General features: G+C 52.4%; 13 protein-coding genes. 9 read left to right on the forward strand and 4 right to left on the reverse strand.

Features of this window, described 5'->3' with window-relative positions; genetic code table 11:
- Window positions 1-151 precede the first annotated feature (151 nt).
- Window positions 152-1,456, forward strand: a complete 1,305-nt coding sequence (locus EQM14_RS04445) for a lactate racemase domain-containing protein (protein ID WP_128741819.1) — start codon at window positions 152-154, stop codon at window positions 1,454-1,456.
- Window positions 1,457-1,530: 74 nt separating this feature from the next.
- On the opposite strand, the gene EQM14_RS04450 is transcribed toward EQM14_RS04445, so the two are convergent.
- Window positions 1,531-2,673: an ROK family transcriptional regulator gene (locus EQM14_RS04450; RefSeq protein WP_128741820.1), complete on the reverse strand. Its 1,143-nt coding sequence runs from the start codon at window positions 2,671-2,673 to the stop codon at window positions 1,531-1,533.
- 322 nt (window positions 2,674-2,995) lie between these two features.
- On the opposite strand from EQM14_RS04450, the gene EQM14_RS04455 reads away from it, so the two are divergent.
- From EQM14_RS04455 to xylB, 5 genes are all read left to right on the forward strand, one after another.
- Window positions 2,996-4,522, forward strand: a complete 1,527-nt coding sequence (locus EQM14_RS04455) for a sugar ABC transporter ATP-binding protein (RefSeq protein WP_128741821.1) — start codon at window positions 2,996-2,998, stop codon at window positions 4,520-4,522.
- Window positions 4,503-5,501: an ABC transporter permease gene (locus EQM14_RS04460; protein ID WP_442861473.1), complete on the forward strand. Its 999-nt coding sequence runs from the start codon at window positions 4,503-4,505 to the stop codon at window positions 5,499-5,501. The genes EQM14_RS04455 and EQM14_RS04460 overlap by 20 nt, the downstream gene beginning before the upstream one ends.
- Window positions 5,502-5,532: 31 nt before the next feature.
- Window positions 5,533-6,561 (forward strand): sugar ABC transporter substrate-binding protein, encoded by a 1,029-nt coding sequence (locus EQM14_RS04465; protein ID WP_128741822.1) that lies wholly within the window; start codon window positions 5,533-5,535, stop codon window positions 6,559-6,561.
- Between the two features lie 201 nt (window positions 6,562-6,762).
- The gene (locus tag EQM14_RS04470) at window positions 6,763-7,803 is read left to right on the forward strand and encodes an NAD(P)-dependent alcohol dehydrogenase (protein WP_128741823.1); all 1,041 of its coding nucleotides are present in this window, start codon (window positions 6,763-6,765) and stop codon (window positions 7,801-7,803) included.
- Between the two features lie 19 nt (window positions 7,804-7,822).
- The gene (xylB, locus tag EQM14_RS04475; protein ID WP_128741824.1) at window positions 7,823-9,370 is read left to right on the forward strand and encodes a xylulokinase; all 1,548 of its coding nucleotides are present in this window, start codon (window positions 7,823-7,825) and stop codon (window positions 9,368-9,370) included.
- A gap of 128 nt (window positions 9,371-9,498) precedes the next feature.
- Here the strand turns inward: xylB and EQM14_RS04480 are convergent, their stop codons facing one another.
- The 3 genes from EQM14_RS04480 to EQM14_RS04490 form a co-directional block, all read right to left on the reverse strand.
- A complete protein-coding gene (locus EQM14_RS04480; RefSeq protein ID WP_128741825.1) occupies window positions 9,499-10,062 on the reverse strand; it encodes an NUDIX hydrolase in 564 nt (187 codons plus the stop codon).
- A 79-nt stretch (window positions 10,063-10,141) separates the two neighbouring features.
- Window positions 10,142-11,290: a sigma-54 interaction domain-containing protein gene (locus EQM14_RS04485; protein ID WP_442861487.1), complete on the reverse strand. Its 1,149-nt coding sequence runs from the start codon at window positions 11,288-11,290 to the stop codon at window positions 10,142-10,144.
- Window positions 11,230-12,141 (reverse strand): hypothetical protein, encoded by a 912-nt coding sequence (locus EQM14_RS04490; RefSeq protein WP_128741827.1) that lies wholly within the window; start codon window positions 12,139-12,141, stop codon window positions 11,230-11,232. The genes EQM14_RS04485 and EQM14_RS04490 overlap by 61 nt, the downstream gene beginning before the upstream one ends.
- Before the next feature lie 322 nt (window positions 12,142-12,463).
- On the opposite strand from EQM14_RS04490, the gene EQM14_RS04495 reads away from it, so the two are divergent.
- The 3 genes from EQM14_RS04495 to EQM14_RS04505 are packed head-to-tail and all read left to right on the forward strand — an operon-like array spanning window position 12,464 to window position 15,838.
- Entirely contained in the window at window positions 12,464-13,246 is a 783-nt protein-coding gene (locus EQM14_RS04495; protein WP_128741828.1) for an enoyl-CoA hydratase/isomerase family protein, read from the forward strand.
- Between the two features lie 52 nt (window positions 13,247-13,298).
- Window positions 13,299-14,525, forward strand: a complete 1,227-nt coding sequence (locus tag EQM14_RS04500) for a CaiB/BaiF CoA transferase family protein (RefSeq protein ID WP_128741829.1) — start codon at window positions 13,299-13,301, stop codon at window positions 14,523-14,525.
- The gene (locus EQM14_RS04505; protein ID WP_128741830.1) at window positions 14,525-15,838 is read left to right on the forward strand and encodes a GntP family permease; all 1,314 of its coding nucleotides are present in this window, start codon (window positions 14,525-14,527) and stop codon (window positions 15,836-15,838) included. Before EQM14_RS04500 ends, EQM14_RS04505 begins: the two co-directional genes overlap by 1 nt.
- The last annotated feature ends 89 nt before the right edge of the window (window positions 15,839-15,927 follow it).

A 15,927-nucleotide genomic window follows, 5' to 3' on the forward strand; every position in this document is an offset into this window, starting at 1 on the left:
CAATCCTTTCGCTGAAGTTGCGAAAGATAAGTTTTTTGTGAAAAGATTCACGGGACGCCGATGGACACAACTGCATTAAAAATCCGCGCGAGAAAGCTGCATGCAATGATGTCCATCATCGCATGCAGCTTTCTGAATCTGGAGGGATTGGATGAGCGAAAAATACAGAGACAGTCAGTGGGATGGCAATCGTGTCATTGACAACCTGTTGAAAGAGATTGCATTGCCAAGGATGTTCAGGGTAAAGCAGGAATTCGACGATCATAGCATTAAAAATATTGCCGAAGCTGTCCACAAGGAATTTCAAAAGGAAAAAATCCGCGGCACGATCCGGCCGGGGATGCGAATTGCGATCACGGCGGGCAGCAGGGGCCTTGACCGGATTCAGGAGCTGCTGAAAGCAATTGTTGATGAGGTCAAAGCACTGGGAGGAAGCCCTTATCTGGTTCCCACGATGGGAAGTCATGGCGGGGGGACGGCGAAGGGCCAGAAGGAATTTCTGGCCGGTATGGGGGTCACGGAGGCGGCGATGGGCGTGCCGATCCGGTCAACCATGGAAGTGAAGCTGATCGGGCGCAACGAAGACGGAAACCCGGTCTATATTGACAGGTATGCGGCGGAAGCAGACGGCGTCATTGTTGTCAACCGCGTCAAACCCCATACGAATTTTCACGGTTCCTACGAAAGCGGGCTGATGAAGATGATGACCATCGGCCTGGGCAAGAATACCGGAGCCTCCGTTTGCCACAGTATGGGCTGGGACAATATGACGCATAATGTCGAGGCGTTTGGAACGGGCGTGCTGAAATACGCGAATATCCTGTTCGGCATTGCAACGATTGAGAATGCTTTTGATCAGACCTGTATGATTACAGGCCTTACACCGGAAGAAATTCCTCAAAGGGAACCGGAGCTTCTGAAGATGGCAAAAGAAAAGATGCCGAGGATTCTTTTCCCGGAGTTTGACATTCTCATCGTGGACCAGATCGGCAAGAATTTCAGCGGCAGCGGGATGGACCCCAATATAACCGGGGTATCCGGAAATCCGAAAGTTGGCGGTGATCCCAAAGTCGATCTCCGTCTCGTGCTGGACCTCAGCAACGGAACTCACGGAAATGCGACCGGTTTGGGATTGGCTGATTTTTCAACAAAACGCGTATTTGACAAAATTGACTTCGATGCGGGATATCCCAATTCGCTTACCTCCAGAACGACGGCCGGAGGGAAGATACCAATCATTTTAAAGAACGATCAAACGGCGATCAAAAGCGCGATCTTTACCTGCACCGGGATCGGAGAAAAAGGTCCCCGCATTGTGCGGATTCCGAATACTTCCCACATTCAGTGCATTGATCTTTCGGAAGCGATGCTTGAAGAAGCGCAAAGCAATCCCCGCATTCAGATTTTAGAGCAGCCTCATGAGCTTTGCCTGAATGCGGAAGGCAATCTTTTTTAAAGCTGGACAGCCCGGCGGTTGAAATGACCGCCGGGCTGTTCTTTTTGCGGAGAAGATCGATTTGTTCGGAAACGTCAAATGCCGTTGATGAACTGATCGATGTGCATCAGCGCCGCGCCCACGGCGATTGATTCGAGTTTATACTGACAGACTTCCACATAGCTGCTGTCTTTTTCGAAAGTGTTGCGCTGTTCGACAATATTTTTCAGCAAATCGATGTATTGATCCATGTAGCTGCCGACATAACCGCCGACAATGACTTTGCAGTCGAACAGCATCCTGAGATTGTTGATGGCGATGGAGAGGTAATAGAGATATTCCTGCCAGATGGCCTTGTGCGGTTCACTGCCCGCCCGGACCAGGTCGAAAAATTTGGAGAGGTTCCCGTCGGCGCTGTCCGACAGGATGTGGGCGGAGCAGTAGGCGTCCACGCAGCCTTTTTCCCCGCAGTAGCAGAGCCTTCCGTTCGGGACGATGGTCATGTGCCCGAATTCACCGCTGCGTTCGTTCTCCCCGGAATAAATTTTGTTGTCGATCAGAATGGAGCCGCCCACGCTGTCGCTGAGGGACAGATAGACGACGTTGGAAGCGTTGTTCGATTTCCATAATTCTGCAAATCCGGCCGCGTTTGCGTCGTTGCACAGGGTACAGCGGTAAGAGATATATTGGGAAAAGCAATCCAGCGTACCGCCGGTAAATCCGAGCACGGGGGAGTACACAACCTTCCTCATGTCTTTTGAGATGATCCCCGGCACGGCGATGCCAACGCCGTAGATTTTTTCAGGGTCGATTTTTAAAGAAGAGACCCGGTTGTCAATCAAAGCCCCCAGCTCCCTGAAATATTCCTCCGAGTTGCTGAATTTTTTCCGAAGCCTTTCGTGCAGAATCACTTCGCCGCCCAGATTCACCACGACGATCCCGATATGGTTTCTGGTGATATCCAGTCCGATGGAGAAGGTAGCATCCCGATTGAACGAAATGGCCTTTGCCTTCCTTCCGCCGGTGGAATCGAACAGGCCGTGCTCCACAATCAAATTTTGTTCGCTCAGTTCTTTCAGGTTTTGCGAAACGGTGGGCAGGCTCATTTGCAGGGAATAGGCGATATCCTGCTTGGAAAGCGGCTCATTATGATATAAGAATCGGAAAATCCGATTCTTATTGTGCTTTTTCAGGTCGATATTGTTTGACAGCTCAGTCACGCCGCTGCTCTTTTTCATTTCATTTATTCACATCTTTTATAAAAATATCATTTAAAACTATCTATAGTCTAATCTTATTTTGAGTCACTTTCAATAGGCAGTTCGAAAAAATCCGCCCATTTGTAAATATTTTAACAATTTTACAAAATTCCCAAAATGAAATGTTAAATAATTGCTAAAAACTTTCCGATATATTTTTGTGAATGTATTGACATTATACAGCGCGGGAGTTATACTGAAACTTGTTAAATTAGTTTTGCAAAATATTTTAAAAAAGATTGCGCCATTCGACTTGATTCGGCGCAGCGCGGTACGAAATCCGCAAGTGAGGGGGATTGTATTGGAACAGCCGGTCAAATTGAGAGTCTCCAATATCAATAAGTCTTTTCCCGGGGTAAAAGCGCTCGATCAGATCAATTTCACCGTGCGAAAGGGAACGGTCCACGTATTGTGCGGGGAGAACGGCGCCGGAAAATCTACGCTGATGAAGATCATCAACGGCATTTATCAGCCGGACTCCGGACAGATCTACATTGATGAACAGCCGGTCAAAATCCACAGCCCCATTCAGGCGGGCAGTTACGGCATTTCGATGATCCCCCAGGAGCTGGCCTATGTTCCGGAGATGACGGTCGAGGAAAACATGTTTCTTGGCAAATGGCCGAAGAACAGGATGGGGAGCATAGACTGGGGGAAAATCCGGCAGCAGACGAAGGCGCTTTTGGAACAGGAGAAACTTCCGTTTTCTCCGGCGACCAGGCTGAGGGACCTTTCGGTTTCAAACGTGCAGATGCTTGAGATCCTGAAGGCGGTTTCCAATAACGCTCAGATCATCATCATGGATGAGCCCACCTCCGCCATCACCAACAAGGAAGTCGCCGTTTTATTCGACAAGATCAGAAATCTGAAACGTCAGGGCGTATCGATTATCTACATATCTCACAAACTGGACGAAATTTTCCAGATTGCGGATGACATCACGGTGATGCGCGACGGCGCGGTGGTCCGGTCGGCCCCGAGCGAAGAATGGGATATCGACAGGATCATCACCATGATGGTCGGAAGAAAACTGGACAGCAACTACCCCAAAGAGGAGATCGCTCAGGGTCCGCGCGTTCTGGAAGCGCAAAACCTCAGCGGCGGCATTTTCCGGAATATTTCCTTTCACGTGAACGCGGGAGAGATCGTCGGCTTCGCCGGACTGATGGGAGCCGGGCGGACGGAAGTGATGCGCGCGCTGTACGGCCTGGACCCGCTTTTTTCCGGGACGGTGAAGGTGGACGGAAGGGAAATCCGGATCCGGAGCGTGAAGGACAGCATCCGGAAGGGAATCGTGATGCTGTCGGAGGACCGCAGAAGATACGGCATTATCCCGATGCGGAGCGTCAAGGAAAACACCACGCTGGCAAGGCTGGATTCCATTTTTAAAAATGCCCATCTGCATTCCCGCCTTGAAACAAAAATCGTGTCCGAAATGTTTGAAAAAATGCAGGTGAAGACCCCGACGCTCGATACCCCTCTCGAATCCCTGAGCGGGGGAAACCAGCAAAAGGTCATCCTTGCGAAATGGATCATCTGCGACCCGAAGATTTTGATCCTCGACGAACCCACCAGAGGGATCGACGTCGGCGCGAAGTACGAGATTTACAAGCTGATGACGCAGCTTGTAAAACAGAACCGGGCTATCATTATGATTTCCTCCGAGCTGCCGGAGCTGATCGGCATGTGCGACAGGATCTATGTCATGAACCAGGGAAATATCACGGGAGAAATCCGACGGGATACTTTTTCGCAGGAGCTTATCATGAAGTATGCCACCGGAATATTGAAAGAGGATGTGAACATCAGTGATCACCAAAGCGCGTAATTTTCGGTCCGCCTGGTCGAAAGCGACCAAACAATACAGCATTTTTCTGGTTCTGGCGGTCTTGTTTCTGATTTGTTCCTTTGCCAATGAAAATTTCCTTTCCTCCGGGAACCTGCTCAATATTTCGCGGCAGATATCGGTCACCACGATTCTGGCCTTCGGGCAGACGATTCTGATCATCTGCGGAATGCTGGACCTCTCCGACTCGGCGGTGCTCGCCCTTTCGGGCGTGTTCGCCGTTTCCGCCTATAAGGCGTCGCACTCCCTGCTGCTGGCTTTTGTGGTCGGCCTGCTGACCGGCGTGGCCTGCAACCTTGTCAACGCGGTGATGGTGGCGTCTTTCAGGGCGCCCGCGTTCATCGCGACTCTGGCGATGCAGGCGATGGCCAGGGGGCTGGCGCTGTTTTACACGAAGGGCCAGAATATTCTGAAGATTGACCGTTTCACTGTTTTCGGACAGGGTTCCGTGATGGGAATCCCCATTCCGGTGATCTTTCTCGTGATTACCCTGGCGATCACCTGGTACCTTTTGAACCAGACGGCGTTCGGACGGTCCATGTTCGCCATCGGCGGCAATGAGGAGGCGTCCATCGCCTCCGGGATCAACACGAAAAAGCAGAAATACATCGCGTTCATGGTCAACGGCCTGATGGTCGGCCTTGCGGGCATCCTGTTCATGTCCCGCGTGAACGCCGGCCTTCCGAACGGCGCCGTGAATTACGAAACACAGGCCATCACCGCCACGATCATCGGCGGAACGAGCTTCACGGGCGGCATCGGAACGGCTTCAGGCACCATCGCCGGCGCGTTCATCGTCGGTTTCCTGGACAACATCATGAACCTTTCCGGCGTGGATTCCTACATTCAGCAGATTGTCCGCGGCGCGATCATTGCGGTCGCCGTGATCTACGATATCCAGGCGAAAAACCGCAGGGTAAAAAGCCACCTTGGGAATATTTCCGAAAAATCTGAAAGCTGATCCAATTTATTACATATTAGGAGGAGTTTTTATGAAAAGGCAAGTTTCCCTGATCCTGTCACTGCTGCTGGTTGCAGCTACGCTGGGCGGCTGTTCCAGCGCATCCACCGCCGGCAGCGCGCCTCAGAACGCGCAGTCCGCCGCATCCGGCGCCGCTTCGGCCTCGAGCGCCGCGGCATCCGCCAAATACCGGATCGCCTTTGTGGCGAGGGCCCAATCCGATTCCTTCGCGGCCTGGCTGGCCAATGCCATGAAGAGCGAAGCGGAGAAATATTCCGACGTCCAGCTTGAAATTTTTGACGGCGAAGCAAACGACGACAAGGAAAACACCATGATCGAAAATGCCATCACAAACAAATTCGACTGCATCGTCGTCCAACCGAACAACGGAGAGGCCCAAAGACCTTATGTGGAAAAAGTTGTGGCGGCGGGAATCCAGGCCATCACGACAAATGCGGCGATCACCGGAATCGAAGGTGCGTCTTTCGTGGACGCCGACCCATACAAGCAGGCTTCCGTCAGCGCCGAGAGGGCCGTCAAGGAAGTCCCCAAAAACGCAAACGTCGTGGTCTTAAAAGGACCCTCCGGCAATTTTCACGCCGATCAGAGGCGCGTCGCGTGGAAGGAAGTTTTCTTTGACAAGCGCCCGGACGTCAAGATCGTCGGGGAGCAGATCGCCAACTGGAACAAGGATGAAGCCATGAACTACATGGAGGACTGGATCCAGTCCAACAGCAAGATCGACGCGATCATTTCCATGAACGACAACATGTGCGCGGGCGCGCTGGAAGCCGTCAAGGGCAACTCCAATTTCTCCAAGATCCTTGCCTACGGCGTCGACGGCACGGCAGAGGCCTGCCTGCTGATCCAGGACGGCAAAATGACCTCGACCTGCCTGCAGAACGCTTACACTCTGGCGGAAAAAATAATGTCGACCGCTCATGACCTGCTGACCGGCAAGGAAAAGAAGGTCGAGACAAGAATCGACTGCCCGCTCATTACAAAGGACAATGTCCAGCAGTATATCGATATGTACAAGAAGACGGGAGATATCAAGTAAACCGTTTAAGCCGTTTTTCAGCAGGCGTCTTCAGGAAATGCCGATTGAATCACAGCACGCACAAACCGGGGCGGCTCTTGTCCGGCAGGTTTGGAAAAGTGAAACCTGCCGGGCAAAAATTCGCTGGGCCGGCGTGGAATCCGACACCAATCACGGCCCCTGAAAAGATCTTATTATTGATTTGGAGGATACACTGGAGAAATGGAAAACAAAGCGTTTTACATGACCGGATTGAAAAAGATGGAAATGCGGGAGATTCCCGTTCCGGATCCGGCTGATGACGAAGTTTTGATCAAGCTGGAATATGCCGGGATTTGCGGGTCCGACGTGCATTACTACGAAAATGGCAGAATCGGCGATTTTGTTGTGGAGGGGGACTTTATCCTGGGGCACGAGTGCGCGGGCACGGTGATTGGGACCGGCAGTCAGGTCAATCACCTGAAAGCCGGCGACAGGGTCGCGCTGGAACCGGGCCGCACCTGCGGGAAGTGTATTTTCTGCAAAACCGGCCGATATAATCTCTGTCCCGGCGTCAGATTTTTGGCGACGCCTCCCTATCAGGGCTGCCTTATGAACTACATTGCTTATCCGGCAGACATGTGCTTTCGTCTGCCCGAAAATTTCAGCACGAAAGAGGGAGCGCTGATTGAACCGCTTTCCGTCGGAATTCACGCGGCGAGGCAGGGAAATGTCAGTCTGGGATCGTCGGTCGTGATCCTTGGGGCCGGATGCATCGGGCTGGTGACGCTGCTTGCCTGCAAAGCGCATGGAGCGGCGGATATTACGGTCGTGGATGTCATTCCGAAGCGGCTTGAATTTGCGCAAAAACTGGGTGCGACCCGCGTAATCAACGCAGCCGAAGAAGACGCGCGCGAAGTGATGGAGAAAATCACTGAAGGCGCGGGGACGGAAATTGTGATCGAAACCGCGGGGTCGGCCAAAACCGTTGCCCAGACGCCGTATCTGGTCAGCCGTGGAGGAAGAATCGTCCTGGTCGGCATGGCGCAGGAGGATGTGATTCCCTATAACTTCGCGAAAATCATGGCGAAGGAGGCGGAGATTCATTCCGTTTTTCGCTATCGGAACATCTATCCCCGGGCGATTCAGGCGGTTGAAACGGGGATCATAGATATTTCTCAGATTGTTACGCACGAATTTGAGTTTGAAGAAACAGCAAAAGCGTTTGATTTTGTCATTAGCCATAAGCAGGATGTTGTAAAAGCGGTTATTAAAATCGACTAGTGATTTTCAGGAGCATAAAATGGAGTATTTAATTGGTTCCGATCTGGGCACTTCAGGGGCGAAGACCGTACTGTTTGATTCTTCAGGGACGGCTGTTGCGTCAAAGACGCTGGAATATGCGCTTTACCAGCCGCAGAACGGATGGGCGGAGCAGGACCCGGAAGACTGGTGGAACGCGGTCCGCGACGGGATCCGCTCGGTCCTTTCCGAAAGCGGCGTTCCGGCGGGGAACATCCGCGGCATCGGGCTTTCCGGGCAGATGCACGGCCTGGTCATGCTGGACCGGGACGGGAATCCGCTGAGAAAGGCGATTATCTGGTGCGACCAGCGCACGGACCGGGAATGTGAGAAGATGAACACCCTGATCGGTCCGCGGAAGATGGTGGAGATCACCGCAAACCCCGCCATGACCGGTTTCACAGCGGCTAAAATTCTGTGGGTCAAAGACAACCAGCCGGAAATTTACGAAAAGTGCGCGCACATTCTTCTGCCGAAAGACTATATCCGGTACCGGCTGACGGGGGAGTTCGCCACCGATGTGTCGGACGCGGCCGGAATGCAGCTTATGGACGTCCCGAACCGGTGCTGGTCGGAGGAAATCCTTTCAAAACTTGACATCGACCGGTCGCTGATGGCGACGATTTACGAATCGCCGGAAATAACGGGCAGAGTTCATCGGACGGCGGCGGAACTGACCGGTCTGCCGGAGGGGACTCCTGTGGTCGGCGGGGCGGGGGACAATTCTGCGGCCGCGGTCGGGACCGGTGTGGTGGGGCCCGGAAAAGCGTTTACGACTCTGGGGACTTCGGGTGTGGTTTATACGATAGCCGACCGGGCCTCCATCGACCCCAAAGGACGCATCCACACATTCTGTGCTCCGATTCCCGGCAAGTGGACGCTGATGAGCTGCACTCAGGCGGCGGGGCTTTCGCTCAAATGGTTCCGGGACCAGTTCTGCGCACAGGAAATTTCAGATGCGAAAGGGGAACGGATTGATCCGTATGTTCTCATGGATCGGGAGGCGGAGGCCGTTCCCTGCGGTTCGGACGGACTTCTGTATCTGCCGTATCTGATGGGGGAGCGTTCTCCGCATCCGAACGCGGATTGCAGGGGTGTTTTTTTCGGCCTGTCCGCGATTCATACCCGCGCCCATCTGATCCGCGCCGTCATGGAGGGGGTTGCCTATTCCCAGTTGGAGTGCGTGGATGTTTTCCGCGAACTGAACTGCGAAATTGACAGCATGACGGTGTGCGGCGGCGGAGCAAGGAGCCGTCTGTGGAGGCAGATGCTTGCCGATCTGTATTCCTGCCCCGTGAACACACTGCAAACCGACGAGGGCCCGGCGCTGGGAGCGGCCATTCTTGCCGGAACGGGCTGCGGGGTATTTTCTTCCGTGGAAGAGGGCTGCGGCCGGATTATTCATCAGAAAGCGGTTCAGGAACCTGATCCGCTGCGGCACGCGGCATACGCTCCCTACTATCGGCTCTATCGAAAGATTTATCTTGATCTTTTGGATGATTTCAGCATTCTTCACCACATCCGGGCGAATGGGGAAGAAAGACTCTGAGTCCCGGGCGGTTTGTATCCCAAAACAGGAAAAAGCGGTTTTCTCTCAAACAAAAGGGTCGAAAGACCGGCGTTTGAAAGAAAGCCGCTTTTTTTAAATAAGGCGAGAGCGTTCAGCCGGCATTGACGTCAATCCGCCGCTGTCCCCGCAACCGCGGCGGAAGAGATCATCTCCAGTTCCGTAATCCGAATGCAGTTCGGGGCTTTCCCGTTTTTCACCATGTCGATGCACCTGTCCCAATCCATCCACAGGACGTCATCCACTTCCGATTTCTGCACCGTAAACTCTCCGGCTTCCTGATCTCTCCAGAGCGCGTAAACATTGCTGACCTGATTGTCCCAAAATTCCTGTCCGTGAAACATCTTACGGTACTCGAACTGACGGCGCCCGCAATAGATGAGTTCCTCTTCGGCCGCATCGACTCCGAGTTCTTCCTTCAATTCTCTCAGCGCCGACTCCAGAAAGCCTTGTCCGGAGGGGATATGTCCGGCGCTCGAGATATCGTAGCAGCCCGGATAGGAATCTTTGTCCAGACTCCTTTTCTGCAGCAATACCTGTGTCTGTCCGTTGTGTTTTCTGAGAATCCACACATGGGAGGTCCGGTGACGAATCCCGCACCGGTGTGCGGCTTCGCGCGTCACCGTTTTTCCCGTAGGCGTTCCGTTCTCATCCACGATGTCCAGCAATTCCATTTAATGCATTCTCCCGCCTTGGCCGTATGTGTATTTTCTGCGATTTTTGTTTACGATTGAAATCCGGGCTTGAGGGTTGCTATTTACTGAGCAGACCGTAATTCTTGAGCCAGCGGTAAAGCGTTTTTCTTGATATCCCCAAATATTTGGCCGTATTGGTTTTGTTGTACAGATTCTGACGGTTTGCCTCACTGATCTTTTCCTTTGAAGCCGCCGGCGTTTCGGGGGGATCATCGGCGGAAACAATCCGGGCTTCCTCAGCCTCCGCCTGGGTTTTATTGCTTGCCGTAGGACTGGAGTCAAAGCTGAAATCGTCCGAGAGGCCGAGATACTCTTTGATATGCATCGGTTCGATGACGTCGATCGGATACAGTTGCACAATCCCTTCTATCAGATTTTGCAGCTCCCTTACATTTCCTTTCAAAGGAAGCCTGCAGAGAAGGGCTTTGGCTTCGTCGGATAACGTCATGATGTTCGGCTTTTGCGTTCGCCTTGACACGGCATGGATAAAATGTTCCGCCAGCAGAATAATATCATTTCCTCTTTCGCGAAGAGGAGGAATATTTAAACGCAGTGTGCTCAGCCTGTAATACAGATCGGCCCGGAATTTTTTCTGGTCGATCAATTGCTGCAGATTTGCATTTGTCGCTGCGATAATTCTGACATTGACATTTGTCACCACATTGCTGCCGATGCGCATAAAGCTTTTCTGCTCGATGACCCGAAGGAGAGTGGCCTGCAGCTCAAGCGGCATGTCGCCGATTTCATCCAGAAAAATAGTGCCGTTGTTGGCAAGCTCGAATTTGCCGATGTTTCCGGATTTTTTCGCGCCGGTAAAAGCGCCTTCTTCGTAACCGAAAAGTTCGCTGGTGATGAGGTCGTGCGGAAACGCGGCGCAGTTGACAACGATGAAGGGCTTATTCCTTCTTTCGCTGGCGTTATGGATGGCCTGAGCGAACATGTCTTTTCCGACGCCGCTTTCGCCCAAAATCAGAACGTTGCTGTCACTCTTCGCGATCATCTTTGCCATCCGGATAGAGTTCTTGAATTTTCCGTCGTTGCCGAAAATGTTGTCGAAAGAAATAAAGGCGTTGTCGCCGACAGGTTTTGATATGCCGGAGGAAATTTTCTTTGAGGTGGAGATGAAAAATCGGATCCCGCGGAATCTCAGATGCTCCTGCCAGTATGTCTCCGTTGAGACGGTGTAGTTGCTCTCCCTGCCCCGGATGCCTCGGAGCTTATTTTTTTATTCTGCGCTATAATCTCCCAGAATTCTTTGTTTTTCGGCGGCGGATCAAAAAGCGTGTCAACGTCCCTGAAATACAGGTTTGAGTACGCAGTGTCGAGGACGCTGAAAATCTGTGAATTGTGATAGAGAATGTGGGGCTTTCCGTTTAAAGTATCTATATCGATGGATATGAGTCCTTTTGATTCGGTATAATGAAGCTCGTAAAAGCTGTTTCCCATATATAAATGCAGAGCGACGTCGTTTGCCGCCGCGACGGGCATCATCAGGTAATCCGGGTTGCTTTTTTCACGGGGGGCGATGAGCGCGATGCCTCCCATCAGGATGGCTTCGTGCGTTTTGTCGTCGTCCAGGATGAAAGGGGCGAAATAGACCGCGGTGCCGCAAAGGGCGCGGCAGTAATTTTCACTGCCGGCGACGGACACCGCTTTTCTCGTTTCAATGCCGATCGATACCGCGTTCGCGCCGATCGAATCCTCGTTCCAGCTGCTTTTCACCCTGATCTTCTGGTTGGAACACCAGTCCAGAAAATGGCTTCCTCCGTAGAGTTTCAGAAGGCAGCCCTTGCTGTCGAAAAGGGCGAATCCGATTTCCGAACTGACAAGGTATTGGGTGATCTGCAGAAGGAAGCGGTTCGAATAGGCATAAATTTTGATGGATTCGTCTTTGATTTTTTTAAAATCCTCATCGGAATAGATTTTGAAAGTATCGGTTTCCGGGTCGATTCCTTTTTCCAGACATCTTTTCCAGAAGAAAAGCAATGGCTCGGGAAGGCGGTTGACTAAATTGAAATCATGATGAAGGTTTTCCCATCTTTCCTGTTTCTTTTCCAATACAAAACACCCCCAATCGAAGCTTGGGTTCAGTATAGCACGGCAAACCTTTAATTTCAAACAGATCTCCATGTATCGATGTAACATCTCATGAGATACAGTTTGTATCATCCCAAACCATGCTACAATGACGGCTCTGACTTGATGCAGATTACTTAACAAAGAGACGGGCTGTGGATTGTACAATATCCACTAAGCGCAAAGAGGAATACTTGTGAAAGGACGATTTTTTCTTTCAAACCTTGTTTGGCATACAGATTGCTGTAAACTGAAGTGGTTAGCAGCATCAGCAATAATCCTTATCAGAGAAAGGGTGAGAACAGTGGAATACGAAGACATTCTTTTTGAGGCAAAGGACCGCGTTGCGTATATCACGGTTAACAGGCCGGCGGTGCTCAATGCTCTCAGAATGAAAACAAAACTGGAGCTCGAGGACGCGATCGACAAAATTGCGGCGGACAGCGATATTCTCGGGGTCATCATTACGGGAACAGGCAGGTCTTTCATCTCCGGAAACGATATCTCCGAGATCAGGGTGGACGTAAAAGGGGAAGAAACGGTCGCCATGTCTACACAGGCGCACCGGCTCTTCGACAAATTTGAAGCCGCCGGCAAACCGATTATCGCGGCTGTCAACGGTTTCGCAATGGGAGGGGGAACCGAGCTGGCTCTTGCCTGCGACATCAGGATCGCGAGTTCGAAGGCTGTCTTTGCTCTCCCCGAGGTTCATTTGGGAGTAGCCCCATGTTACGGCGGAACCCAGAGACTCCCAAGACTGATCGGAACGGGCATGGCGAAAGAAGTGCTGTTTACCGGAAGAAAGGTAAAAGCGGACGAAGCAAAGGCCATCGGACTTGTCAATAAAGTCGTCGAACCCGAAGAACTGATGAATGAAGCGGAGAGGATGATGCGCTCTATTTTGAGCAATGCGCCGATCGCGGTAAGAACCTGCAAAGAGCTTGTTAACAAAGGCATGACGATGAGTCTTGCCGACGGTCTTGTCTATGAAGCGGAATTAAACGGAAAGCTGGCCGAAACGCAGGACGCCAAAGAGGGGGTTCGATCGTTCTTTGAGAAAAGGGCCCCCGTATTTAAAAACAGATAATATTCCGATGCATCTGTCTTTCTTTTAAAAAAGAAACGAGGAGGATTTTTATATGTTTGATCAGCCATTGAAAGGAATCAGAGTAGTGGATTTCTGCACGCATGGAGCCGGTCCGGCTGCCTGCAAGATGCTTGCCGACTGGGGGGCGGACGTCGTCAAGATCGAGCCCCTCGAAGGCGAGGCCGGACGCTACACCAGCAAAGTCCTGGGAATGCGCGCCGATGAGGGCGACAATCCGCACTGTGAGCTTATCAACGCGAATAAGCGCTCGCTGCCCCTGAACCTTAAAACGGAGGGCGGCAGGGAGGCGATGGATCGGCTTCTGGCAACGGCGAATGTCTTTGTCTCAAATTACCGCATCAAAGCATTGTATAAGCTCGGCCTGGGCTATGAGGAAATGTCGGCGAAATATCCGAAGATCATCTGGGCGGTGCTGACTGGGTTTGGCCTGAACGGGGCCGCGGCGAATAACGCCGGGTTCGACACGGTGGCATTCTGGGCTCGCTCCGGGGCCATGATCGACCTGACGGAAAACGGTGAAATGCCGCTGACGCCTCCGTTTGCTCTCGGTGACTTCACAACCGCCTGTTCGCTCGCGGCTGGTGTCGCGGCGGCCTGTTACCAACAGGCTGTAACCGGAAAGGGGGAGAAGGTGATAACCTCTCTTTACGGACAGGGAATGTGGGTCAATTCCGCAATTCTTCAGGCGGTCTGCCACGGCAATCCGTGGCCGAAATCCCGCAAAAGACCCGACAGCCCCCTGCGCAACACCTATCAGTGCAAAGACGGCACCTGGGTCATGCTCGGGACCGTTATCTACGACCGCTATTTCCCTGTCATGTGCAGGATGATCGGACGGGAAGACCTGATCGACGATCCGCGTTTCAACACGGAAACGGCGGGAAAGGAAAATGCGGAGGCGTTCGTCGATATTCTAGACGCGGCTTTTGCCGCCAGGAATTTTGACGAATGGGACAAACTTCTGACGGAAAATGACATCGCTCACGACAGGGTTAATCATATTAAGGATACGGCAAACGATCCGCAGGCCTGGGACAACGGCTTTATTTACAAATATACCACGCGCGAAGGGAAGGAAGACCTCGTGGTCGGAACGCCCGTCAAGTTCGGCGCCTGCGAACCCGCTCCCCATAAAAACGCTCCGCTCCTGGGCGAACATACGGTGGAGATTCTGACGGAATTAGGTTACGGGAAGGATCAGATTGAGGAACTTGTCGATGCCGGTGCAACCGAAGTCCTGAATCATGGAGGAATCTGATGGAAGCGTTAAGTATTATCGGTATCATTGCCGCCTTGATATTAATGTGCTTTCTCATCTATAAGGGCACAAACATATTTGTTTCGGCAATCATAGCAGCAGTCATCATGGCGCTGACCGGCGGCGTCGGACTCAGCACCGCCTTAAGAACAAATTATATGGAAGGCTTTGTGGGTTTTGTGAAAAGCAACTTCCTCGTCTTTGTGTCGGGGGCCCTTCTCGGCAAGGTTTATGAGTCGACAAACGGAGCAAAGTCCATTGCGAGGATGATCGTTAAAGGAGCCGGGCCCAAGTTTGCCGCGGTTTCGATCCCGCTTGCGGTCGGCCTTATGACATACGGCGGCATTCAGGGATTTGTGCTTTGCTTTGCGATTTTCCCGATTGCGCTTGAGGTTTACAGAGCGGCGGATATCCCGAGAAGATTTATCCCCGCGGCAATCGTCATGGGGACCTGCACATGGTCCAGCTTCGGCCCCTACAACCCTCAGGTGCCAAACGTCGCGCTCGCGAACGCGATCGGCACGCAGCTGTCTGCGGGCGCCGTGATCGGCATGGTCGTGGTTGTGTTTGAAATTTTCATCAGTTTTCTTGTACTGAACTACCTGGTCAAAAAGGCAAAAGGCGCCGGAGAACATTTTGTCGCGAAAGATTTTGACAAGTTTGAGGACGATGCCCGGCTTCCGAACGGCTGGGCCGCGGTGCTTCCCCTGATTTTCATTCTTGTCATCATCAATATCAAAAGCGGCGGAAAGGCGGTCATGCCGGTCGAGTTCGGAGTGTTCCTCGGCGCCGTGCTTGCCTATCTGCTTATGTTTAAGTTCAGAACCGAAAAGAACGGTGAGATGAAGCAGGTGACCGAGGCGATCCAGAATGCCGTTACCGCGGCGGTCGCGACTTCTTCCGTTGTCGCCGTCGGCTCGGTCGCAAAAGGGGTCGCCGGATGGAATACCATCATCAATGGTCTCACAAACATTCCGGGGCCGCCCCTCATCTCTGCGGCGATCGGCTCCGTCCTGATCGGCGCGCTCTGCGCTTCCGCTTCCGGCGGCGCGGCTCTCATCGGACCGGTGTTCGCGCCTATCTATACGGCGCACGGCGTTGCCTTGGGCGCGCTGCACAGAACAATACTTACCGCCGCTCACGCCGGCGGGACTCTGCCGAATAACGGCACGGTCAATCTGAACATTCTTGGAATCGCGAAAGAATCCTATAAAAGCTCTTACGGCCCCATGTTCATAACCGTCACTTGCACGATCCTTGTCTCAACGGTCCTGTCCGTAATTCTGTTTACCCTGTTCCCCGGTCTGGCCTGATTGGGTTGATCCGTTTTCAATTAAAACAAATTCTGCAGCAGCGGTCCGAATCGCCTGGGTCAAAAAGCTGCTGCGGAATTGTGTAATTG

The organism is Caproiciproducens sp. NJN-50 (genome assembly GCF_004103755.1).
Taxonomy (GTDB): Bacteria; Bacillota; Clostridia; order Oscillospirales; family Acutalibacteraceae; genus Caproicibacter.